Raw genomic sequence first — 21,336 nt, 5'->3', positions numbered from 1 at the left:
GCCTTGTCGCTCGGTTGATCAGGACGTGACGTGCTGCGCGGAGTGGCCGATGTCGGCGTCCTCGCCGAGGGTGCGCATGAACCTCGCCTGGCTGATGTCGCCGCGGCGGGCGGCCCGCTCGCGGCCGCCGGGGAGTTGGTTGAACACGGACTCGACCAGGTGGTACGGGATCCGGAGGGCCGGGTACCAGGGGAGGGTCGACGGGACGCCGAGCTCCTTCATCGCCGCCGTGCCGAGGTAGGCGGTCGCGATGGACAGGTGTTGCGAGCGGGCGATGCGGCGGCGGATCCCGCTGAGGTGCCGGTAGTTCCACGCCATCGGATCGTCGGCCATCGGCTGCGCGAGGGCCCGGCTCGTCTCGTCCGGCGTGGATAGGGCGCGGGAGGTCTGGAACAGGATGCGCAGGCTGTCGCGGTAGCTGTGGGGCAGGAAGTCGTCGTGCACTCCCATGAGCCGGCCGACGTACCGCGTCAGGTGCGCCGCGGCCTCGTACTCGCGGGGCGCGGCGAGCATGCCGAGGCCCATGCCGGTGGCGACCGGCGCGATGAGCGCGCCGACCAGCGTCGCCGCCATGTCGGTCTGGTTGATCGGCAGGCCGTGGGCGTCGAAGTCCCAGTCCGGCAGGGCCGTCACGTGCCGGCGGACCATCGAGTGGATGAAGCGCACGTGCAGCGTGGAGCGGTAACCGACGCCGCCGGGGCGTAGACCATCGGGCACGATCACGTCGAGCGCCCACTGCGAGGTCTCCGCGAACCGCTTGTTCGAGCCCTTCTCGAGCGCACCCGTGCGCAGCAGCGTCTGGTTGAAGCCCGAGAACAGGTAGCCGCCCATCAGGGCGACGTCGCGAGCGACGGAGAAGCCGTCCGCGCCGCCACTGCGCATGAGCTGCCCGCCCAGGAGGATCTTGTCCCAGTCGACCCAGTCGGGGATCGTCTCCATCTCCTCGAAGAACTCCCGGATCTCCGACGGTGCCTCGGGCACCGTCGCGATCCCGTCGTTCAGGGCGCGCTCGAAGAGGGGCTTGCGGGCGTCGCGGTCCTCGTAGATCCAGTCGACCAGCTGATCCATCTGCTCGTCACCGACGGTGAGCAGCTCGCCGAACCGGCGGAACTCCGCGCGCGTGGGCTCGGGGAGGCGGAGGAAGCGGCTGACCATCTTGATGCCGGGCGGCACGCGCCGCGGGGACGAGGGGTGTCGCGCGGGGACCTGGGTCGGTGCTGCTGCGGTCATCTCGGCCTCACGGATCATCGGTGACAACTGTCGTTGTCGAATCTATTCCGCCTCGTCAGTGGAGTCAACAACCAAGTTAGTCGCTGTTCTTGTCCGCGTGTTCGGATCAGGCCACGCAGAGACCGATGAGTGCCAGCACCGTCGCGATCTCGATGCCGAAGCCGAGGACATCGCCGCTGACGCCACCGAATCGGCGGATGCAGTGCCGCATCGCGAGGAAGGAGGCGGCGAGCGCGACTGCGACGGCGACCGGGCCCTGCCAGGGGAGGCCGGGCACCGTCGGGACGGCGAGGGCGAGGGCAGCGACGAGCCAGAAGCCCTGGGCCGCAAGCCCCTGCGTGCCCGCGGTCAGCGCCCCGAAACCGTCGGGGTTCGACGGTGCCCAGCCCCTCCTGCAGCCGAGGACCGCGGCGACGCGGGCCGCGCCCACGGCGACACCGATCGCGAGCCACAGGCCGCGCTCCGCGAGGGCCCCGACCGCCGCGGTCTCCGCGATGAGCAGGAGTGCCAGCGCCGCGGCGCCGAACGGGCCGACGGTGCCCTGGCGCATGATCTCCCGCGCGCGTTCGGGCGGGCCGTAGCTGCCGAGACCGTCGACGCAGTCGGCGAACCCGTCCAGGTGCATGCCGCGTGTGAACAGCGCCGCAGCGCCGACGGCGAGGGCGCCGACGAGCGCCGTCGGAAGGCCCGCGGCGTGCGCGGCCCACGCCACCGACACCACGACGGCCCCGACCACCGCTCCCGCGAGTGGTACCCGCGTGACGATGCGGGCACCGTCGTCCCTGGTCACGGGAGTCGGCTGCAGCGAGGCGGGCACGGGCAGCACCGTCATCCAGGCGAGTGCGGCGGTCAGGTGCCGCACGTCAACGCGCCACGTCAGTCCGCGGACTTCCCCGAGACCCCGGCGGAGTCGAAGGTCGCCATCTCGCCGAGGACGGCGACCGCCGACCGGACCAGCGGCAGCGCGAGGGCGGCACCGCTGCCCTCGCCGAGGCGCAGGCCCAGGTCGAGGAGGGGCTCGAGGTCGAGGCGGCGCAGCGCCAGCGCGTGTGCGGGTTCGGGACTGAGGTGACCCGCGGTCCACCAGCTCGCGGCGCCGGGCGCGAGATCGTTGGCGACCAGGGCGGCGGCCGTGACCACGACACCGTCGAGGATCACCGGCGTGCGGCGGACTGCCGCCTGCGCGAGGAACCCGGCCATCGCCGCCAGGTCGGCCCCGGCGACGGTGCGCAGCACCGCCTTCGGATTCCCGGTGTGCGGGCGCGCGCGGTACATGCCGTCGCGGATCGCGGCGGCCTTGCGCATCCAGGCGTTGTCGTCGATGCCGGTGCCGCGGCCGACCACCAGGACCGGCTCGGTGTCGGTGAGCGCGCCCACGAGCACCGCGGCGGGCGTGGTGTTGCCGATGCCCATGTCGCCGAGGACGAGCAGATCCGCCCCCGAGTCGACCTCCTCGTCGGCGATCCGCCGGCCGGCGGCGATCGCGGCGATCGTCTCCTCGTCGGACATCGCGTCGTTGACTGCGATGTCGCCCGACGAGCGACGGATCTTGTTGCGGCTCAGGTCCTCGCGCGTGTCGCCTGCGACGGCGATGTCCTCGACCCGGACCGTGGCCCCGGCCTGCGCAGCCAGCACGTTGATCGCCGCGCCCCCGGCGGCGATGTTCGCCACCATCTGCGCCGTGACCTCCGGCGGGTACGCCGAGACGCCGCCCGCTGCGACGCCGTGATCGCCGGCGAACACCACGATCCGCGCGCGTTCGAACTGCTTCGGCGGGCACACGCCCTGGCACGCGGTGATCCATTCGCCGAGGTGCTCGATGCGGCCCAGCGACCCCGCGGGCTTGGTCAGCTCCAGCTGGCGGTCGCGTGCCTCCCGGCCGACGAACGGATCGGGCGGGGAGAGCTGGGGGAAGGCCAGCGGGTCGGCGCCGGGATCGAACGGGGGGAGCTCGACGGGCGGCAACGCGGGCGTCGCGGGTGTCTTCGTCAGGTTCGCCGCGGCCGCGACCCCCGCCGCGGCCGGGACAGCGGAGCCGGGGACGGGCGCACCGTCGGGCGCGGGGGACGTGAGCGGGACGGGGATCCCGGCCACGACGAGCTCGGCCCGGTCCGCGATCGCCGCGAGGCGCGCGTTGACCGTGCCGAGGAGGTCCTGGAAGACGCGGCCAGCGTGCGTGGCCGGGACGACGGACAGGCCCACCTCGGGGCTGACGAGGACCAGGTCGCCCGGGTAGGCGGCGGCAGCGGCGACGAGGCCGTCGAGCTCCGTCGTCATCTTCTCGGGCGTGTCCCAGCCGACGGCGTCGAGGCGCGCCGCGAGCCAGCCGCCGAGGTCGTCGACGAGCGTGGGCGCCGAGCCCTCGGACAGCACGGACCGCAGGTCCTGGGTCTCGACGGTCGCCCACGAGGCCGGGCGGCGCTCGCGGTGCGCGGCGACGCGCGCGACGAGGTCCGGGTCACCGTCGGGCCGCGGGGCGGTCGCGATGTACCGGACCGGACCGGTGCCGATCAGCTGCTCGGCGCGCGCGGACTTGCCCGACCGGACCCCGCCGAGAACGAGGGTGAGCGCCACGGGCTAGACCGCGTCGCCGGGCTTGACGCGCGGCCGCGGGATGCGCATGCGACGCAACTGCGTGGTGCGCATGAACGCGTACCAGCCGAGGCGGAAACCGGTCTCGGTGGTGTCGGGCCAGCGCTCGCGGACCCGGTTGTTGATCCGGCGGCCGGTGAGGACGCCCTCGACGCCCATGATGATGACCATGGCCAGCAGGAGCAGCATCGGGATGCCGGCCAGCTGCGGCATGTTGACCGTGACGAACATGAAGACCATCACCGCGACCGCCACCGGGATGAACATGGTGGAGACGTGGCGCTTCGCGTCGATCAGATCGCGCACGTAGGCCTTGACGGGGCCCTTGTCGCGGATCGGGAGATAGCGATCGTCGCCCTGCATCATGAGCTCGCGGCGCTCGTTCGCCTGCGTGCGGCGCTCGGCCGAGGCGGCCTTGCGCTCCTCCTTGCTCATGGAGTTCTTGAGCTCCTTGCGCCGCGTACGGGCCTCCGCCCGCGTCATCGGTGCAGGTGCGACGGGGCCCCGCTTGCGGCCCTGCGCCTCGCGACGGCTCGGAGTGGGGCGGCCCTTGCCCGGGGTCTGCACGGGCTTACCGAGATTGACGGCGTCGTCGCCGCTGCTCTCGTCGACGACGGACTCGGCAGCCTCGGAGGTCGATTCGTCGGCCTTCTGCCAGGGGAGTTTCACGTCCTCCAGCCTATTCGATCGGGGCGGGCGGGCGGTGATGCGGGGGAGGGACGCGGGTGATGGGGACTACGGGGAATGCCGGCCGGGGGAGTACCGTTGAACCAGACACCGACGTGCGTCTGTGAGGAGAACCTATGACTACTGCTGAGAGCGAAACCACCGGTGTGGTGCTGACCGAGGCCGCCGCCTCGAAGGCGAAGGCACTGCTGGACCAGGAGGGTCGTGACGACCTGGCGCTGCGCATCGAGGTGCAGCCGGGCGGCTGCGCCGGTCTGCGGTACCAGCTGTACTTCGACGACCGTTCGCTCGACGGTGACGTGCTGTCCGAGTTCGGCGGCGTGAAGCTGTCCGTGGACCGGATGAGCGTTCCGTTCCTGATCGGCGCGAAGATCGACTTCGTCGACTCGATCGAGAAGCAGGGTTTCACCATCGACAACCCGAACGCGACCGGCTCCTGCGCCTGCGGCGACTCGTTCAACTGACGCAGCACTGACGCCCCTCGGGGCGTGCGAAACCCTCTCGCGGTTAGGCTCACGGAATACATCCGTCGCCAACCACGGGAGGGTTTCGCCGTGTCGATCGCTGTGTCCGGCTCCATCGCCACCGATCATCTGATGCGCTTCGAGGGGAAGTTCTCCGAGCAGCTGCTCGCCGAGCACCTCGCACACGTATCGCTGAGCTTCCTGGTGGAGGAGTTGGTCCTGCAGCGCGGCGGCGTGGGCGCGAACATCAGCTTCGGCATGGCGCGGCTCGGTCGCCGGCCCGTGCTGATCGGCGCCGTCGGCAAGGACTTCGACGAGGGCTACCGGGCCTGGCTCGAGGACTCGGGCGTCGACACCCGTGCCGTCCGGGTCTCGGAGACCGCCCACACCGCCCGCTTCCAGTGCACGACGGACGCCGAGATGGCGCAGATCGCGTCGTTCTACTCGGGCGCGATGGCCGAGTCGCGCGAGATCGCGATCGCGGACGTCGTCGGCACCGTCGGGGCCCTGGACCTCGTGGTGATCGGTGCGAACGATCCCGCGGCGATGTCGCTGCACAGCGCCCAGTGCCGCGAGGCGGGGATACCCTTCGCGGCGGACCCGTCGCAGCAGCTCGCGCGGCTCAACGGCGAAGAGGCGCGAGCGCTCGTCGAGGGCGCGAAGTTCCTCTTCACCAATGAGTACGAGTGGGGTCTGCTGCAGCAGAAGACCGGCGTCAGCGCCGAGCGGCTCACCGAGATGGTCGAGGTCCGGGTGACGACGCTCGCCGAGAAGGGCGCCGAGATCGTCGTGAACGGGGCGGACGGCGAGGTCGTGCAGCGGATCCACGTCGACGTGGTGCCGGATCGCGGCCGGGTCGACCCCACCGGCGTCGGTGACGCCTTCCGCGCGGGCTTCCTCGTGGGCCTGGACGCGGGCCTGTCCTACGAGCGTGCGGGCCAGCTCGGCTCGTACGTCGCGGTGAAGGTGCTCGAGACCGTGGGGCCGCAGGCCTGGGACTACGACGCCGACGATGCCCGTGAGCGACTGACGGAGGCCTACGGCGCCGAGGTGGCCGCGGAGATCCTCGGAGCGCTGTAGCTCACATTCTCTGTTACTGATAAGTAACCTACGGTATCGTAGGTTGCATGACGATCGCCGGAGTCCCTGAGGTCAAGCCGCGGCTGCGTGGAGTCATCCACCAGTTCGGGGCGTTCGGCGCCGTCCTGTTCGGTATCCCGCTCGTGGTGGCGGGGTTCCTCCATTCGGCGGCCGCCGGGTTCGCCCTGCTGGTGTACGCCGTCACCGTGTTCGGTGTGTTCGGGGTCAGCGCCGCGTACCACCGCGGGACGTGGACCGACGCGCAGCGGATCTGGATGAAGCGCGCCGATCACTGCATGATCTTCGTGTTCATCGCCGGCAGTTACACGCCGATCGCCGTGCTGGCGCTGCCGTCGTCCGTGGCCCGGTGGGTGCTGGCGGTGGTGTGGGGCGGGGCCGTGGCCGGTGTCGCGCTCAAGCTGCTGTGGCCGCACGCGCCGCGCTGGGTCGGCGTGCCGCTGTACATCGCGCTCGGCTGGGTGGTGATCGCGGTCGCGGGCGATCTCGTGCGCGGCGCCGGTTGGACCGCGGCGATCCTGCTCGTGATCGGTGGCGTCCTGTACAGCGGGGGAGCGGTCCTCTACGCCACGCGCTGGCCGAATCCCTGGCCGGGTGTCTTCGGGCACCACGAGTTCTTCCACGCCGCCACCGTGGTCGCGGCCCTGTGCCATTACGCGGCCATGTGGATCACGCTGTTGCGCTGAGTCGCGCTTGACCTTGTCGCGGCGTCAAGGTGTGTACTTCTCCCGAACGGAGAAGGAGGCGTCATGAGAATCGGAGACCTCGCGCGCATCGTCGGAACATCGACCCGCGCCGTCCGGCACTACCACCGGATCGGGCTCCTGCCCGAGCCCGCGCGGGAATCCAACGGCTACCGGACGTACACGCTCGACGACGTCGTGCTCCTGCTGCGGGTCCGGCGGCTCGTCGCGCTCGGGATGTCGCTCGACGAGATCGGCGACGTGCTCGACGAGGACGAGCGCGGCCGTGACCTCGACGAGGTGCTCGCGGAGTTGGACGCGGACCTGGCGCGCCAGGCGGAGGAGATCGAGGAGCGGCGGCGGCAGCTCGCCGAGCTGCGGCGCGCGGATCCGGGCCGACCGCTGACCGAACGCGTCGGCGCGATCGCGGACCGCATCGCCGACGCGTACGCGGGCCACAGCAGTGCCGCTCGGATGGAGCTCGCGGTGATGGAGGTGCTGACCAGTGTCGTCCCCGGCGCCGTCGAGACCTACGAGGCCGCGATCGACGATCCCGCGTTGGTCGCACTGTCCGGCGACATCGCCGCCGACTTCGAGGCGCTCGCCGACGCAGAGCCGGACGATCCCCGGATCGCCGCACTGGTCGACCGCATCGTGGCGGCCTCCGACCGGATCCACCTCGCAGTCCCCGAGGAAGCGGGCCCGGCGCGCATCGCGGTCGAGGACGTCACCGCGTGGTTCGACGCGGCGGACTGGATGTCCGAGGCGCAACGGCGCTGCGTGCTGCTGATGGTGCAGCGGCTCGCCGAGGGGCGGTCCGCGTGAGCGGGGAGTGGTGGCGCACCGAAGAGGTCGTGGTCCGGGTGCTCCCCGCGAAGCTCGTGACTGCGTTGCTCGCCGAGCCCCGCGGGTGGTCGGCCACGATCCGGTGGCTGCGCGGCGTGCGACCGTCCGGGGAGTCGTTCACCCACCACCGCGACGTCGTGATCATCCTCTGGGTGATCGTCGCGATGACGGTGCTGGAAGGTGCGGTGGTGGACGTGATCCTGCGCGTCGTGCTGGGGCCGTCGCCGTGGGTGTGGATCGCGCTGGGGCTCCACGTCTACGCCGTCGTCATGATCGTGGCGGTGTACGCCGGCATGGTCACCCGGCCGCACTCGCTCGACAGCGGGATGCTGCGGCTCCGGACCGGGTTGGGCGCCGAGGTCGCGGTCCCCGTCGTGGCGATCGACGCCGCGCAGGCGGGGCGGTATCCCTCGTTCGACAGATCCGGGTGGAAGGTCGACGGTGACGGCGACGCCACCCTCGCGACGCGCGAGGCGAACCTCCGGCTGTCGCTGGCCCCCGACATGACCGTGCGCATCAACGGGCGAGTCCGACCGGCGCCCAGGAGTATTCACCTGACCGTCGACGAGCCCCGGCGCCTCGCCGCGGCGATCGCGGAGGCGAGGGACGGCGCACCGTCGGGCATTCCCGACGATGCTGTGCGCCCGGCCCCCGCTCCGTCTTAGAGGCGGACCGGGTAGACCGGCTCCTCGATGACGGGACGGATGCGGTCCTCCACGAAGATGCCGTGCCACACCATGAACACCAGAACGGTCCAGATCCGTCGGGAATGGTCGGTGCCGCCCGGCCAGCCCTCGGGGGCCTTCGCCCTGTGCTCGTCGAGCATGGCGAGAACCGCGCGGCGGTCGACCCACTCGTCGGTCTGGGACTGCTCGATGGTCTCGCGGGCCCAGTCGTAGAGTTCCGGGCCGGCGAGCCAATGCCGCAGCGGCACGGGGAAACCCAGCTTCTTCCGGTGCAGCACGTGCGGCGGGATGATCTCCTCCAGCGCGCGGCGCAGCGCGTACTTCGAGGTGCCGCCGGCCAGCTTGAGGTCCGCCGGCAGCGTCTCGGCGACCCGGAACACCTCCTTGTCCAGGAAGGGCACGCGCAGCTCGAGCGAGTTGGCCATCGTCATCTTGTCGGCCTTGACCAGGATGTCGCCGCGGAGCCAGGTGAACTGGTCCAGGTGCTGCATCCGCTCGACGGGGCCCCAGCCCTGCGTCTTCGCGTAGATCGGCGCGGTGACGTCGGTGTGCGTCCAGTCCTCGCGGAAACCGGGCAGAACCGACCGCAGCTGAGCGTCGTTGAACGAGCGGGCGTTGCCGTAGTACCGCTCTTCGAGCGGCAGCGAGCCGCGCTGCAGGAGGGACTTGCCCCGCTTGCCGTCGGGCATCCGATCGCCGATCTTGCCCGCGGTCCGCCGCGCCCAGGCGGGCAGTCGGTCGAAGGGCGCGAGCGAGAGCGGCTCCTTGTAGATGGTGTAGCCGCCGAACAGCTCGTCGGCGCCCTCGCCGGACAGCACGACCTTGACGTGCTTGCGGGCCTCGCGCGCGAGGTAGTAGAGCGGGACCAGCGACGGGTCGGCGACCGGATCGTCGAGGTACCAGACGATGGCCGGGATCGCGTCCCGGAACTCCTCGGGCGAGACCGTCTTGATCACGTGCCGCGCGCCGATCGCCTCTGCCGACTCCGCGGCCACGTCGACCTCGCTGTAGCCCTCGCGCTGGAAGCCGGTGGTGATGGTGATGAGGTCCGGGTTGTGCTGGATCGCCAGCGCCGCGACGGCCGTCGAGTCGATGCCGCCGGACAGGAAGGACCCGACGGTGACGTCCGCCCGCATGTGCATCTTCACCGAGTCGCGCAGCGCGTCCGCGATGTCGCGGTAGATGGCCTTGGCCTCCGCCGACTCCAGCCCGCCCGTGACGGGCTTGACCGGGAAGCGGGGCTCGAAGTAGCGCTTGCCGGTCACCTCGCCGCCGGGGGAGACGGTGGCGTAGCAGCCCGACTCGAGTCGCCGGATGCCCCGGTGCAGCGACTCGGGCTCCGGGACGTACTGCAGAACGGTGTAGTGCTGGACCGCGCGCGCATCGAGCCCCGGCTCGAGTCCCGCCTCGTCGGCGAGGGCCAGGACCGACTTCTTCTCCGACGAGAAGACGGTGCCGTTGCTTCCAGTCCCGACGTACAGGGGTTTGATGCCGAACTGGTCGCGCGCCAGCGTCAGCTCGCGGCGCTCCGTGTCCCAGAGGGCGAAGGCGAACATGCCCCGCAACTGGGCGAGGACGCCCTCGATGCCCCAGTGGTGGAAGCCCGCCACGATCGGCTCACCGTCGCCGTCGGTGCGGAACCGCACCCCGAACTCCTCGGCGAGCCGGCTGCGCAGCTCGAGGTAGTTGTAGATCTCGCCGTTGAACGTGAGCGCGTACCGCTCGGGGTTCTCCGGCGGGCCCCAGCGCAGCGGCTGATGCGCGTGGTCGATGTCGATGAACGACAGGCGGTTGAAGGTCAGCGCCAGATCGTCGTCGTGCCACGACCGGCCCGACTCGTCCGGGCCGCGGTGCCGCATGCACCGACCGGCCGCGGTCACCGCGTCGACGACAGTGCCCGCGCTCTGATCGGCGGACAGGAATCCCAGGAGGCCACACACGGTCAACAAGTATGCCGGAACGGCCTCCGGTACCCGGAACGGCGCAGGCCAATGAGGCACACGGCGGAAGCGACGCGCCATTTGCCGACCCCGCAACGTGGACCGGCCCTCGTTGGTCTACGCTGCGTAGTACAAGGGGAACGTGCAGCCCCGGCGCCGAGTTCCCGAGGGGTTCTCGACAGTCGGAACGAGCCCCGCAGCACTGACCGTGTTTCAGCAGGAAGGCGCGACATTGGCACCCGGAAGTAACGCCCACGGTGGGGCCGCGTCCTGGCGTAAGCGCCTGGTTCTGGCCGCCGGGCTCGTCGCAGGCATGTTCGCTCTGGCGGGCTGCTCGGCCGACGAGGTGATGCGTTTCGGTTGGCCCGAGGGAGTGACCCCCGAGGCCCGTGACATGACTGAGCTCTGGAGCTGGTCCGTGGTGGCCGCCCTGATCATGGGCGTGCTGGTGTGGGGCCTGACGTTCTGGACGATCACCATGCACCGGAAGAAGGCGGACTCGCCCGATTTCCCGCGGCAGACCGCGTACAACGTGCCGCTGGAGTTGCTCTACACCGCGGTTCCGTTCCTCATCATCGCCGTGCTCTTCTACTTCACCGTGGTCGTGCAGACCAAGGTCGAGAAGCTCGAGGACAACCCCGGCGTCACCGTGGATGTGACCGCCTTCCAGTGGAACTGGCGTTTCGCGTACCGCCAGGTCACGGTCGACGGCAACACGATCAAGCTTGAGCGGCCCAACCCGTACGGCCAGCAGCCCGACCTCGCGAAGCTCAACGAAGAGGCCGCGAAGATGAAGGAGCACGGGCACGTCGAGCGGCAGGACGAGCGCGGCCCGAACCACGGCCGGTTCCAGGACATCCGCGACTACCTGAAGTTCAGCAGCATCGAGGTCCAGGGCTCCACCGCTGAGATCCCCGTGCTGGTCCTCCCGACCAACACGCGCATCGAGTTCGATCTGGCCTCGGCGGACGTGGTCCACTCGTTCTGGGTGCCGCAGTTCGCCTTCAAGCGCGACGTGATGCCGAACCCCGTGCAGAACCACACGCAGAACAGGTTCCAGGTCTCCAGCATCGACCGCGAGGGCGCCTTCGTCGGCCGCTGCGCCGAGATGTGCGGCGACTACCACTCGATGATGAACTTCGAGATCCGCGCCGTCACGCCGGAGAAGTTCAAGAAGTACATCGAGGCGCGCCAGTCCGGCCAGGACAACGCCGCGGCGCTCGTGTCGATCAACGAGTCGGCCGTGTCGACCAGCACCTTCCCGTTCGACACCCGTCGCACCGGCCGCTCCGCGTCGGGCGAGAGCACCAAGCCCGTCACTGAAGGGGTGAAGTAACCCAATGAAGGTCGAAGCGAAGCTCTTCGAGTTCCTCACCGCGTTCTTCTTCCTCGCGGGCATCATCTACACCGTCGTCACCGCCATTTGGGGTCCGGGCTACGGCTACGGCGCCGTGGAGTGGGTCGGCGTGGTCGCGATGTTCCTCTCCGGTGGCCTGACACTGATCATCGGCACCTACTTCCGGTTCGTGTCCAACCGGGTCGACACCCGCCCCGAGGACTACGAGGACGCCGAGGTGTCCGACGGTGCCGGCGAGCTCGGCTTCTTCAGCCCGCACTCCTGGTGGCCGATCCTGCTGTCGGCGTCGGTCGCCGTCGTCGGCATCTCCGTCGCGCTGCAGCTGTACTGGCTGTGGATCTTCGGCGGCGCGCTCGTCATCGCCGCGGCCTGGGGCCTCGTCTTCGAGTACCACAAGGGTCCCGAGAAGCACTAGATCCACGGATCGTCGAACGGCGCCCGTCCCGGAATTCACCGGGGCGGGCGCCGTTCTTCTGTTCGCGTTCACCGCGCGGACTCCCCGCCGTCTCCGGCAGCTGATTGCATGCAAGCCATGACGCAGGTCGACTCCGGGCTGTCCGTACGCAAACTCACCGCCGACGAGATGCGGGGGCGGCGCGGACCCAGCGCTGCGCCGAAGACGAAACTCGACTTCTCCGTCGCGGAGCCGGAGGCGCACGGCGGCGGCGAGTACGGCACCGTCGGACACATCGGCGTCGTGGCGGCCCCCGTACGCGCCTACCTCGCCGTCGATACGGTCGGCAGCCCCCGCACCTCGGACGACTTCCGAACCGCGGCTGAGGCCCTCTACGCGGCCGCGTACGGCGTGAAGGTGCGCAACAAGGCCCTGGCCCGCCGCGGTACGCCCGGCGCCGACGACGAGGTGCGCAGCGACTTCACCGTCCCACCCCTCGAGCGGCTCCGCGGAGACCTCACCGCACACACCACCGCGGAGGCCCGGTGGACCCTGCTGCTGCGCCGGCCCGCATGGATTGACGACGCCGAGGTGGGGGACGTCCTCGAGCAGCTCGAGGTGTCCAAGGGGCTCAAGAACCTCACCCGCGTGCGCTGCCTGGACCTGCCGGCATCGTCGTACCTGCAGACCCGCGTCGACGGACGGTGGTCCGCCGCAGTCACGCCCACCGCGAAGGCCTTCGCGGTCCAACTGCGGGAGCGGGGCCTGACGGCCGTCGACGGTGCCTGGCACGAGGTCTGCCTCGGGGAGCCCGGAGCGCCCGTCGGACAGAGCAGCTACCTGCTGCGCCTGCGGCTGGCCTGAGCTCAGCCGCGCTCGTCGACGCGGACGCGCGCCCACGTCACGTCGTCGCGGTCGCGACGTTCCCGGGAGACGCCGACGACCTCGCCCGGCGCGTGCGCCGCGATCCCGAACGCCGTCATCGTCGTGATCTCCCAGTCCCGCGGCACGTCGAACTCGGCTTCGACGGCCTCGCGGTCGAAGGCCCGGAACTGGTGGGCGTCGAACCCGATCGACAGCGCCTGCAGCGTCATCGTCGCCACGGCCTGCCCCAGGTCGTAGTGCGCGAAGTCCGAGTACACGTCGTCCGAGTCCTCGAGCGACACGCGCGCGAGGTTGACGACGATGACCGATGCGTCCGGTGCCCATCGCGCCGAACTGCCCGCGAGATGGCGGACGATCCGGGCGTGCACCGCATCGCCGCGTCGTCCGGCGATGAAGGCCCACGGCTGCGAGTTGCCCGCCGAGGGGGCCAGCCGGGCGGCGTCGAGCAGAGTGTCGAGTTCTGCGTCACTGATCGTCGCGCCGGGCTCGAAGACCATCGGGCTGTGGCGCCGGCGGACGGCGGGGTGGACCTCGGGGACGACGGGGATCGTGCACGTGCTCACGACGTCCAGTGTCGCAGTCCGGTGCGCATCGCCCGACGGTGGCCGGCTCGACGGTGGCCCGCCCGGGCGGTCGGGCAGCGGCGGACCGTCGGCCCCGGGGACGACAGACGACTGCGGCCCCTCCCCGGAAGTGGGGGAGGGGCCGCAGTGGCTGATGCGAGGACCTACTCGACGTCGAGCTTGCCGCCGTTGTCCTGGACCTTCTTGATGGCCTCGAGCGCCTTGACCTCGTTCGCGTGATCGCGCTCGGCGTTCTCGCGCTGCTCGTCGACCGGATCGGCCCGCAGGAACGAGCCCGTGCCCGGCTTGCCGGCTGCACCGAGCTGGTTGGCCTTGGTCGGGACGACCGCGCCCTCATAGGGGAGCGGGACGGCGTGACCGTGGTCGTCGACCGGTCCGAGCGGCTGGTGGAGCTCGATGAACTCACCGTTCGGGCGGCGGACGATGACGCCGGTCTCGATGCCGTGCTCGAGCACCGCGCGGTCGGCGCGCTGCAGACCGATGCAGAAGCGGTAGGTCACCCAGTAGGCGATCGGCGGCAGGATCACGAGGCCGATACGGCCGATCCACGTCATCGCGTTGAGCGACAGGTGGAACTTCAGCGCGATGATGTCGTTGATGCACGACAGGGTCAGCACGATGTAGAAGGAGATCGCCATCGCGCCGATCGCGGTGCGGACCGGAACGTCGCGCGGACGCTGCAGGATGTTGTGGTGCGCGTCGTCGCCCGTGAGCTTCTTCTCGATCCACGGGTAGCCGAACATCAGGCCGATGATCACGCCGATGATGATCGCCACGAAGGCCGCGCCCGGGACGGTGTGGCCCCAGAAGTACAGCTCCCACGCGGGCCACAGACGGGCCAGGCCGTCGGTCCACATCATGTAGATGTCGGGCTGGACGCCCGCGGACACCTTCGCCGGATCGTACGGGCCGATGTTCCAGACCGGGTTGACCGTGAAGATGCCGGCCATCAGCGTGATGATGCCGAAGGTGGCGGCGAAGTACGCGCCGGTCTTGACGGCGAAGACGGGGAGGATGCGCACACCCACCACGTTCTCCTCGGTGCGACCGGGGCCCGCGAACTGCGTGTGCTTCTGGTACCAGACGAGAGCCAGGTGGCCCGCGATGAGCGCCAGGATGATGCCCGGGAAGAGCAGGATGTGCAGCACGTACAGGCGCGGGATCAGCAGCTCGCCGGGGAAGTCCCCGCCGAACAGGGCCCAGTGGACCCAGGTGCCGACGACCGGGAGACCCACGACGATGCCCGACATCGCGGCGCGGACGCCGGTGCCCGAGAGCAGGTCGTCCGGGATCGAGTAACCGAAGAAGCCCTCGAACATCGCGAGCAGCAGCAGCGCGCAGCCGATGACCCAGTTGGCCTCACGCGGACGGCGGAACGCACCGGTGAAGAAGATGCGGACCATGTGGATGATGATCGACGCCGCGAACATCAGGGCCGCCCAGTGGTGGATCTGGCGGACGAACAGACCGCCGCGCACCTCGAACGAGATGTCCAGGGTGGTGGCGTAGGCGCGCGACATCGCGACGCCGTGCAGCGGGTCGTACGCGCCCTCGTAGTGGACCTCGGCCATCGACGGGTCGAAGAACAGCGTGAGGTAGACGCCCGACAGCAGCAGGATCACGAAGCTGTACAGCGCGATCTCACCCAGCATGAAGGACCAGTGCGTGGGGAAGACCTTGTTGATCTGGCGGCGGATACCGGGAGCGAGATGGTAACGCTGGTCCATCTCGTTCGCCTGGTGCCCGACGCGCTCGCCGAGTGTGGTCATCAGTGCGTCGCCTCCCAGAAGGCCGGTCCGACCTGTTCGATGAAGTCGCCGTTGGCGACCATGTAGCCCTGCTCGTTCACCGAGATCGGCAGCTGCGCCAGCGCGCGGGCGGCGGGCCCGAAGACCGGCTTGCCGTACTCGAGCGCGTTGAACTGCGACTGGTGGCAGGGGCAGAGGATGCGGTTGGTCTGCTGCTCGTACAGCGACGTGGGGCAGCCGAAGTGGCTGCAGACCTTGGTGTAGGCCCAATAGTCGCCGTAGTTGAAGTCCTCCTGGCCCTGCCGCTTGATGGCGCGGACCCCGTCCTCGGGACGCAGGCGGATCAGCATGACCGGGTTACGGATGCCCTTGAGGCCGTGGAGCAGCTTGAGACGCGACTCCTCGGTCTCGCCGAAGCCGTCCGACGCGCGCCACGGGAACACCGTCATCATGCCGCCGGCGTCGAGATCCTCCGCCTTGACGAGCTTGACCTTGTACGGGTCGCCCACGTCGTTGCGCAGGAACACGGGCTCGTGGTTCTGCTCGCTCGAGAAGTCGTTCTCCAGCGAGTTCCAGTACGGGGACCAACCCGTGTGCCAGAGCGCCGAGGCCTCGCGCTTGGCCCAGGGATTCTTGACCAGGCCGCCGATGAAACCGGCGGCGGCACCCAGGCCGAGCACGCCCACGCCGAACCCGGCCGAGGCGAGGATCATCTTGCGGCGGGGGAGGGTCGAGGTCTCCAGCGCGTCCTTGAACAGGGCGGCAGTGGTGGCACGGTCGACCTTGGACGAGCCGCCCGCGTCGTGCCGCTGCTGGACGGCGATCTCCTCGGGGATGAACTTCTTCGTGAACTGCACCGTGCCCGCGAAGACGCAGAGCAGCGAGAGCCCGAAGGTGATGCCCAGCATCGGCGTGTACAGCGTGTACCACCAGTAGTGGGCGTCGTCGATGCCCTGGTACTTCCACGGCCAGAACAGGAAGACGCCGAGCAGTGCGGCGCCGAACAGGCCGGCGAGCACGAACCAGAGTGCGACGGTGCGCTCGGCGCGCTTCTCAGCGCGGGTGCCCGGGACGGGCCAGCGGGGCTCGCGGTAGACCAGCTCGACACCGTCGAGGTTGGTACCGAGCTTGATCAACTCGTCGTGGGACAGGTTGTCCAGTTCGTCGTCCGACGGGACGTTGTTCAACGGCTTGGCGGTCAATTCCTGCTCCCAACCCACATCGCGGCGCCGACGACGGCGATCATCCCGGTGAACCACATCACCATGCCCTCGGCTGCGGGGCCGAAGCCGCCGATGGCCGAGCCGCCGGGAGACTGCGTCTCGCCCGCGTTCTTGATGAAGCCGATGATGTTCTTCTTCTCTTCAGGCGACAGCGCACGGTCCGAGAACTTGGGCATGTTCTGCGGGCCGGTGAGCATCGCCGCGTAGATCTCCTGCTCGTTCGCGGGATCCAGCGGGGGCGCGAACTTACCGCCGGACAGGGCGCCGCCCCGACCGGTGAAGTTGTGGCACGAGGCGCAGTTCAGGCGGAACAGCTCGGCGCCGGCGCCGAGGTTCTTGCCGCGCAGCGACTCCTGGGCGATGACGCGATTGTTGTTCTCATCGCGCTTGATCGAGCCGTCCGCGTTGTACTCCCACACGATCGACGGTCCGCCGCCGATCGACTGGATGTAGGCGCCCATGGCGTCGATCTGCTTGGCGTCGAACTTCGCGGGCTTGCGCACGATCTGCGACGAGTTGATCGTCGCGGGCATGCGGCCCGAGTGCACCTGGAAGTAGACCGCCGCGTCACCCACACCGACCAGGCTGGGACCGCGGTCCTTGACGCCCTCGAGGCTCGCGCCGTGGCAGCTGATGCACGAGGTCTCGTACAGGCGCTGACCCTTCTCGATCTGCGCGGCGTCGAAGTCGTCCGCGAGCGCGACCTGCGGGGTGGGGCTGGCGATCGTGGCGACACCGCCGGCCGCGAGCAGGCCGCCGACCAGTAGGGCCGCGCTCGTCACCTTGCGGCGGAGCTTGCGCTGCTTGCGCACCTTCTGGGCCGAGGGGCGGTCGGGCCCGGCGCCCGAAGCGCCGCTCGGCTCGCCTCCCTCGCCGGCGGGCTCAAAGTTGGCTGAACTCATCTGCTATCCCTCTGTGATGGCGACTGAGAAATACGTCTTTAGCGAATGATGTAAATGACGGCGAAGAGGCCGATCCACACCACGTCGACGAAGTGCCAGTAGTAACTGACGACGATCGCCGAGGTCGCCTGGGCGGGCGTGAACTTCGAGGCGCGGCTGCGCGCCAGGATGAAGATGAAGGCGACGAGGCCGCCCATGACGTGCAGGCCGTGGAAGCCGGTGGCCATGTAGAACACCGAGCCGTACACCGACGAGCTGAGCGTGAGGCCCTCGCCGATCAGCGTGTAGTACTCGTGCAGCTGGCCGGCGACGAAGGCGGCACCCATGATCAGCGAGATCAAGTACCAGATGCGGAACTTGAAGACATCGCCCTTCTCAGCGGCGAAGACGCCGAGCTGGCAGGTGACCGACGACGCGATCAGCACGATGGTCGGCGGCAGGGCCGCGGCCAGGCTGATGTTCACATCGTGCGGGGGCCATCCGTTCTCCCCAGCGCCGGCTCGCGCCACGAAGTACATGGCGAAGAGCCCGGCGAAGAACATGAGCTCGCTCGACAGCCAGACGATGGTCCCGACGCTGACCATGTTGGGCCGGTTGAGTGAGTGCACGCGCTGGGTGATGGCTGTAGCTGAGGTCGGTGCGGCGCTAGTCACCTCGCAAGTATGACCGGTCGTAGTATCGAATGCCTACCCGGGTCGCAGATTGGGCGCGTCGAATATCGCGGGCAGGCCGCAGGCCTCCCGCACCCACCCTTGAAACACCACGTCAGCGACCGTTTCGCCACCGGCAGATAAGGCATCCCTTGCCCTACGACCTCAACGGCAGACCCGACCAGGGCACCCGCCTGGGCCGCCTGCTGGGCCGCCTCTCGCAGCGCACCGTCGAAGAGTTAACGCCCGGGCACCCCGATCTGGTTCCCGTGGCGCAGTCCGGCGACGACACGGCCGCCTCGTCGGCCGTCCTCGATGCCGCGCCCGGATTCGATCCCGAGGCGCAGAGCGTGCTCCAGCACGTCCTCGAACTGCCGCCCGGATCGGTCGACGAGGTGCTGCGGCTCGTCGGGCAGGACAGGTACGAGCGGATGCCCGACGGTGCGCCGCCCCGCGACGGTGGCGACGGGCTCGAGACCGTCGTCGTGGCGCGGGTGCAGAAGGTCGACGCACTGCACGTCTCGCAGGAGCGCTCCCGGATGGCCGGAGTGACGGCCCGGCACGGCGGGCGGGCCCTGCTGTGGCAGGTGCTCCAGATACCCGCTTGATCCACCCCATTACGCTGTGGCCATGGATTGGCCCACGGTTCTCACCGAGCTCACGTCCCAGCGCGATCTGAGCGCGGAGCAGGCCCGGTGGGCGATGTCCGAGATCATGAGCGACGGGGCCACCCCGTCGCAGATCTCGGCGTTCGGCGTGGCCATGAAGATGAAGGGCCCGTCACCGGTCGAGGTGCGAGCGCTGGCCGATGTGATGCTGTCGCTGACCACCCCGGTCCCGTTCGACGCGCGCGCCGTCGACATCGTCGGCACGGGCGGCGACCGATCGCACTCCGTCAACATCTCGACGATGAGCTCGATCGTCGTGGCCGCCGCCGGCGTCCCCGTGCTCAAGCACGGCAACCGGGCGGCCTCGTCGAAGTCGGGCGGCGCGGACTGCCTGGAGGCGCTCGGCGTGGCGATCGGATTGAACGCCGACGGGGTCGCGCGCACCACCGCCGAACTGGGCATCGGCTTCTGCCTCGCGTCGGTCTTCCACTCGGGGCTGCGGTTCGCGGGCGCCACCCGCAAGGAGATCGGCATCCCGACGGTCTTCAACGTGCTCGGGCCGCTGACCAACCCGGGCCGGCCCTCGGCGGGGTTGATCGGGTGCGCCTTCGCCGACCTCGCGCCGGTCGTGGCGCAGGCCTTCGCCGACCGCGGCGGCCAGGACCACGTGATCGTCGTCCGTGGCGACGACGGGCTCGACGAACTGACCACCACGTCGACCTCCACGGTCTGGCGGGTGCAGGAGGAGGGCGTGGGCGTCGAGTCCGTCGACCCGCGCGAGCTCGGCCTGGCGCGGGTGTCGATGGAGGACCTTCGGGGCGGCGACGCGACCGTGAACGCCGCGATCGCCCGCGCCTTCCTCGCCGGCGAGACCGGCCCCGTCCGGGACGCCGTTCTGCTCAACTCCGCCGGCGCCGTCGCCGCGTACGAGGGGCTGACCGCGGGGGAGCCGGTGCAGGACGCGCTCGCCGTGCACCTGCCGCGGGTCGCCGAAGCGGTGGACTCGGGCGCCGCCGCCGCGCTGCTCGACCGGTGGGTCGCGCTGTCGCAGGAGATCGCGGGCGCGTGAGCGGATCCGGGCTCGACCGTGTGCGCGCCGACGCCGCGTCCCGCGGCCTGACGGTGACCGTCCGCGAGCGCCCGGCGGCGCGCAGCCTCGAGGAGGCCGCAGCACAGATGGATCTGCCGCCGTCGCGGCTGGTCAAGTCTCTCGTGGTGCGGCGGGGCGAGGGTGACTACCTGTTCGCGCTGGTGCCGGGGGACCGGTCGATCGCCTGGCCCAAGCTGCGCGCTGTCGTCGGGGTGAACCGGCTGGCGATGCCGCCCGCCGAGGAGGCGCTGGAGGCCACCGGATACGAGCGCGGCACCATCACTCCGATCGGGGCGCGCGGGGGCTGGCCCGTGTACGTCGACGAGCGGATCGTCGGGGCGACGGTGGCCCTCGGCGCCGGCGCGCACGGCCACAGCGCGATCGTGGACGCGGACGCGCTGATCGCGGCGTACGACGCGACCGTCGCGGACATCTCCGACTGAGAGCGCGCGAACAGAACGCACAAAATTCCATTCCGCGGAATTCGTCGTTCCACGCGCCTAATCTTGACGGCGTGAGTAAGCGCACCGTCTCCCCGCAGATCGCCCGTTCCTGGCTGCTCGTCCCGGCCTCCCACCCCGAGTCGTTCGCCATCGCCCAGGCCAGCGAGGCCGACGCCGTCATCATCGACCTCGAGGACGCCGTCGCCGCGAAGGACAAGGACCAGGCCCGGCGGGACACCGTCGAATGGCTGACCACCGGGCACCGCGCCTGGGTGCGGATCAACGACGCGGCGAGCGAGTACTGGAGCGAGGACTGTGCCGCGCTGAAGCAGTGCGAGGGGCTCGAGGGCGTGATGCTCGCGAAGTCGGAGGGGTCGAGCCACCTCGACGACACCGCGGATCGCCTGCCCGACGGTACGCGGATCCTCGCTCTCGTCGAGACCGCCCGCGGCATGCAGAACGTCGAGCGGATCGCAGCCGCGCCGTCGACTTTCCGGATCGCGTTCGGCACCGGCGATTTCAAGCGCGACACCGCCGTGGGCGAGGACCCGATCGCACTGGCCTACGCGCGCTCGCAGCTGGTGATCGCCTCCCGGGCCGCCCGCCTGCCCGCACCGATCGACGGCCCGACGCTGAACATCGCGCACCTGCCGACCGGGACCGCGTTGGCGAAGGAGATGGGCATGTCGGGCAAGCTCTGCCTGACCCACGAGCACGCGGGCATCATCAACGCGGGGCTCAGCCCCAGCGTCGCCGATGTCTCATGGGCGCACGGATTCATCGACGCCTTCGAGAAGTCGGGCGGCAAGATCACCGACGGCTCCGACCTTCCCCGTCTGGCCCGTGCTCAGAAGATCGTGCAGCAGGCCGCCGACTTCGGCATCGAGGCGGAGGCCGCGGAGGTCAGCCACAGCGGCTACTGACGGCGGTCAGTTCCCGATGTCGAAACCGGCGTCGACGTCCGCGGAGGCGTACTCGCGGAAGGCGATCTGCGTGGACGTGCTCTCGACGCCCTCGATGCGGTTGATCTTCTCGGTGACGACCTCCGCGATCTCGTCGTGCTGCCGCACCCGCACTTTCGCGATGAGGTCGATGTCGCCCGCGCACGAGTAGACCTCGGTCACGCCGTCGACGTTCGCCACGGCCTGCGCGGTCTCGGGGATGCGGTGCACGTCGGCGTTGATGAGGACGATCGCGGTGATCACGTACGCGGCCTTTCGGTAGCT

Annotated in this window: 23 protein-coding genes; 12 read left to right on the top strand and 11 right to left on the bottom strand. The window is 70.0% G+C overall.

Going from position 1 to position 21,336, the window contains the following annotated elements:
* Positions 1 to 18 precede the first annotated feature (18 nt).
* The 4 genes from AXK60_RS01640 to AXK60_RS01625 all read right to left on the bottom strand — a co-directional run bounded on the left by AXK60_RS01640 (position 19) and on the right by AXK60_RS01625 (position 4,491).
* The gene (locus tag AXK60_RS01640; RefSeq protein ID WP_244880997.1) at positions 19 to 1,248 is read right to left on the bottom strand and encodes an oxygenase MpaB family protein; all 1,230 of its coding nucleotides are present in this window, start codon (positions 1,246 to 1,248) and stop codon (positions 19 to 21) included.
* An 88-nt stretch (positions 1,249 to 1,336) separates the two neighbouring features.
* Positions 1,337 to 2,092, bottom strand: a complete 756-nt coding sequence (locus tag AXK60_RS01635; protein ID WP_175399908.1) for an adenosylcobinamide-GDP ribazoletransferase — start codon at positions 2,090 to 2,092, stop codon at positions 1,337 to 1,339.
* Between the two features lie 14 nt (positions 2,093 to 2,106).
* Positions 2,107 to 3,804: a nicotinate-nucleotide--dimethylbenzimidazole phosphoribosyltransferase gene (gene cobT / locus AXK60_RS01630; protein ID WP_068569235.1), complete on the bottom strand. Its 1,698-nt coding sequence runs from the start codon at positions 3,802 to 3,804 to the stop codon at positions 2,107 to 2,109.
* Between the two features lie 3 nt (positions 3,805 to 3,807).
* Positions 3,808 to 4,491, bottom strand: coding sequence for a DUF3043 domain-containing protein (locus AXK60_RS01625; RefSeq protein ID WP_068569234.1), 684 nt, complete (start codon positions 4,489 to 4,491; stop codon positions 3,808 to 3,810).
* Between the two features lie 134 nt (positions 4,492 to 4,625).
* Between AXK60_RS01625 and AXK60_RS01620 the strand changes: the two genes are divergently transcribed.
* The 5 genes from AXK60_RS01620 (at position 4,626) to AXK60_RS01600 (ending at position 8,265) form a co-directional block, all read left to right on the top strand.
* A complete protein-coding gene (locus AXK60_RS01620; RefSeq protein ID WP_068569233.1) occupies positions 4,626 to 4,973 on the top strand; it encodes a HesB/IscA family protein in 348 nt (115 codons plus the stop codon).
* Positions 4,974 to 5,063: 90 nt separating this feature from the next.
* Entirely contained in the window at positions 5,064 to 6,053 is a 990-nt protein-coding gene (locus AXK60_RS01615; RefSeq protein ID WP_068569232.1) for a carbohydrate kinase family protein, read from the top strand.
* Positions 6,054 to 6,100: 47 nt separating this feature from the next.
* Positions 6,101 to 6,757: a PAQR family membrane homeostasis protein TrhA gene (gene trhA / locus AXK60_RS01610; RefSeq protein WP_068569231.1), complete on the top strand. Its 657-nt coding sequence runs from the start codon at positions 6,101 to 6,103 to the stop codon at positions 6,755 to 6,757.
* Between the two features lie 63 nt (positions 6,758 to 6,820).
* Positions 6,821 to 7,579, top strand: coding sequence for a MerR family transcriptional regulator (locus tag AXK60_RS01605; RefSeq protein ID WP_068569230.1), 759 nt, complete (start codon positions 6,821 to 6,823; stop codon positions 7,577 to 7,579).
* A complete protein-coding gene (locus tag AXK60_RS01600) occupies positions 7,576 to 8,265 on the top strand; it encodes a hypothetical protein (protein WP_068569229.1) in 690 nt (229 codons plus the stop codon). Before AXK60_RS01605 ends, AXK60_RS01600 begins: the two co-directional genes overlap by 4 nt.
* Here AXK60_RS01600 and asnB read toward each other — a convergent pair.
* Entirely contained in the window at positions 8,262 to 10,226 is a 1,965-nt protein-coding gene (asnB, locus tag AXK60_RS01595; protein ID WP_068569228.1) for an asparagine synthase (glutamine-hydrolyzing), read from the bottom strand. The two genes, AXK60_RS01600 and asnB, sit on opposite strands and share 4 nt — an antisense overlap.
* 232 nt (positions 10,227 to 10,458) lie before the next feature.
* On the opposite strand from asnB, the gene ctaC reads away from it, so the two are divergent.
* The 3 genes from ctaC to AXK60_RS01580 all read left to right on the top strand — a co-directional run bounded on the left by ctaC (position 10,459) and on the right by AXK60_RS01580 (position 12,841).
* Positions 10,459 to 11,562 (top strand): aa3-type cytochrome oxidase subunit II, encoded by a 1,104-nt coding sequence (ctaC, locus tag AXK60_RS01590; RefSeq protein ID WP_068569227.1) that lies wholly within the window; start codon positions 10,459 to 10,461, stop codon positions 11,560 to 11,562.
* A 4-nt stretch (positions 11,563 to 11,566) separates the two neighbouring features.
* Positions 11,567 to 11,998 (top strand): cytochrome c oxidase subunit 4, encoded by a 432-nt coding sequence (locus tag AXK60_RS01585; protein ID WP_068569226.1) that lies wholly within the window; start codon positions 11,567 to 11,569, stop codon positions 11,996 to 11,998.
* Between the two features lie 117 nt (positions 11,999 to 12,115).
* Positions 12,116 to 12,841 carry a hypothetical protein gene (locus AXK60_RS01580; protein WP_068569225.1) on the top strand — a complete coding sequence of 242 codons (726 nt, stop codon included), beginning with the start codon at positions 12,116 to 12,118 and terminating at the stop codon, positions 12,839 to 12,841.
* A 2-nt stretch (positions 12,842 to 12,843) separates the two neighbouring features.
* Here AXK60_RS01580 and AXK60_RS01575 read toward each other — a convergent pair whose 3' ends face one another.
* The 5 genes from AXK60_RS01575 to ctaE all read right to left on the bottom strand — a co-directional run bounded on the left by AXK60_RS01575 (position 12,844) and on the right by ctaE (position 17,972).
* Positions 12,844 to 13,425: a nitroreductase family protein gene (locus AXK60_RS01575; protein ID WP_082777738.1), complete on the bottom strand. Its 582-nt coding sequence runs from the start codon at positions 13,423 to 13,425 to the stop codon at positions 12,844 to 12,846.
* Positions 13,426 to 13,589: 164 nt separating this feature from the next.
* Positions 13,590 to 15,215 (bottom strand): cytochrome bc1 complex cytochrome b subunit, encoded by a 1,626-nt coding sequence (gene qcrB, locus AXK60_RS01570; RefSeq protein ID WP_068569224.1) that lies wholly within the window; start codon positions 15,213 to 15,215, stop codon positions 13,590 to 13,592.
* Positions 15,215 to 16,396, bottom strand: a complete 1,182-nt coding sequence (qcrA, locus tag AXK60_RS01565; RefSeq protein WP_068569895.1) for a cytochrome bc1 complex Rieske iron-sulfur subunit — start codon at positions 16,394 to 16,396, stop codon at positions 15,215 to 15,217. The genes qcrB and qcrA overlap by 1 nt, the downstream gene beginning before the upstream one ends.
* Positions 16,393 to 17,319: a cytochrome bc1 complex diheme cytochrome c subunit gene (gene qcrC / locus AXK60_RS01560; RefSeq protein WP_082777737.1), complete on the bottom strand. Its 927-nt coding sequence runs from the start codon at positions 17,317 to 17,319 to the stop codon at positions 16,393 to 16,395. Before qcrC ends, qcrA begins: the two co-directional genes overlap by 4 nt.
* Positions 17,320 to 17,357: 38 nt before the next feature.
* Positions 17,358 to 17,972, bottom strand: coding sequence for an aa3-type cytochrome oxidase subunit III (gene ctaE / locus AXK60_RS01555; RefSeq protein ID WP_082777736.1), 615 nt, complete (start codon positions 17,970 to 17,972; stop codon positions 17,358 to 17,360).
* A 149-nt stretch (positions 17,973 to 18,121) separates the two neighbouring features.
* Between ctaE and AXK60_RS01550 the strand changes: the two genes are divergently transcribed.
* The 4 genes from AXK60_RS01550 to AXK60_RS01535 all read left to right on the top strand — a co-directional run bounded on the left by AXK60_RS01550 (position 18,122) and on the right by AXK60_RS01535 (position 21,033).
* Complete coding sequence (locus AXK60_RS01550; RefSeq protein ID WP_068569222.1) at positions 18,122 to 18,577, top strand: hypothetical protein; 456 nt, start codon at positions 18,122 to 18,124, stop codon at positions 18,575 to 18,577.
* A 22-nt stretch (positions 18,578 to 18,599) separates the two neighbouring features.
* A complete protein-coding gene (gene trpD, locus AXK60_RS01545) occupies positions 18,600 to 19,646 on the top strand; it encodes an anthranilate phosphoribosyltransferase (RefSeq protein WP_068569221.1) in 1,047 nt (348 codons plus the stop codon).
* A complete protein-coding gene (locus AXK60_RS01540; protein ID WP_139057687.1) occupies positions 19,643 to 20,110 on the top strand; it encodes an aminoacyl-tRNA deacylase in 468 nt (155 codons plus the stop codon). Before trpD ends, AXK60_RS01540 begins: the two co-directional genes overlap by 4 nt.
* Before the next feature lie 71 nt (positions 20,111 to 20,181).
* A complete protein-coding gene (locus tag AXK60_RS01535; RefSeq protein WP_068569219.1) occupies positions 20,182 to 21,033 on the top strand; it encodes an HpcH/HpaI aldolase/citrate lyase family protein in 852 nt (283 codons plus the stop codon).
* A 6-nt stretch (positions 21,034 to 21,039) separates the two neighbouring features.
* Here the strand turns inward: AXK60_RS01535 and AXK60_RS01530 are convergent, their stop codons facing one another.
* On the bottom strand, positions 21,040 to 21,315 hold the full coding sequence (locus AXK60_RS01530; RefSeq protein ID WP_068569218.1) for an Lrp/AsnC family transcriptional regulator: 276 nt from the start codon (positions 21,313 to 21,315) through the stop codon (positions 21,040 to 21,042).
* Positions 21,316 to 21,336: the final 21 nt, after the last annotated feature.

Source organism: Tsukamurella pseudospumae (assembly GCF_001575195.1).
GTDB lineage: Bacteria > Actinomycetota > Actinomycetes > Mycobacteriales > Mycobacteriaceae > Tsukamurella > Tsukamurella pseudospumae.
The sequence above is the reverse complement of the archived record's forward strand: the minus strand, read 5'-3'. Positions and strand labels throughout refer to the sequence as shown.

What these genes read in the sequence shown, in the direction of transcription:
- qcrB (WP_068569224.1), bottom strand. Translation starts at nt 15,215, where the DNA reads ATGACCACACTCGGCGAGCGCGTCGGGCACCAGGCGAACGAGATGGAC.
- AXK60_RS01585 (WP_068569226.1), top strand. Translation starts at nt 11,567, where the DNA reads ATGAAGGTCGAAGCGAAGCTCTTCGAGTTCCTCACCGCGTTCTTCTTC.
- AXK60_RS01620 (WP_068569233.1), top strand. Translation starts at nt 4,626, where the DNA reads ATGACTACTGCTGAGAGCGAAACCACCGGTGTGGTGCTGACCGAGGCC.
- AXK60_RS01580 (WP_068569225.1), top strand. Translation starts at nt 12,116, where the DNA reads ATGACGCAGGTCGACTCCGGGCTGTCCGTACGCAAACTCACCGCCGAC.
- qcrC (WP_082777737.1), bottom strand. Translation starts at nt 17,319, where the DNA reads ATGAGTTCAGCCAACTTTGAGCCCGCCGGCGAGGGAGGCGAGCCGAGC.
- AXK60_RS01640 (WP_244880997.1), bottom strand. Translation starts at nt 1,248, where the DNA reads ATGATCCGTGAGGCCGAGATGACCGCAGCAGCACCGACCCAGGTCCCC.
- AXK60_RS01605 (WP_068569230.1), top strand. Translation starts at nt 6,821, where the DNA reads ATGAGAATCGGAGACCTCGCGCGCATCGTCGGAACATCGACCCGCGCC.
- trpD (WP_068569221.1), top strand. Translation starts at nt 18,600, where the DNA reads ATGGATTGGCCCACGGTTCTCACCGAGCTCACGTCCCAGCGCGATCTG.
- trhA (WP_068569231.1), top strand. Translation starts at nt 6,101, where the DNA reads ATGACGATCGCCGGAGTCCCTGAGGTCAAGCCGCGGCTGCGTGGAGTC.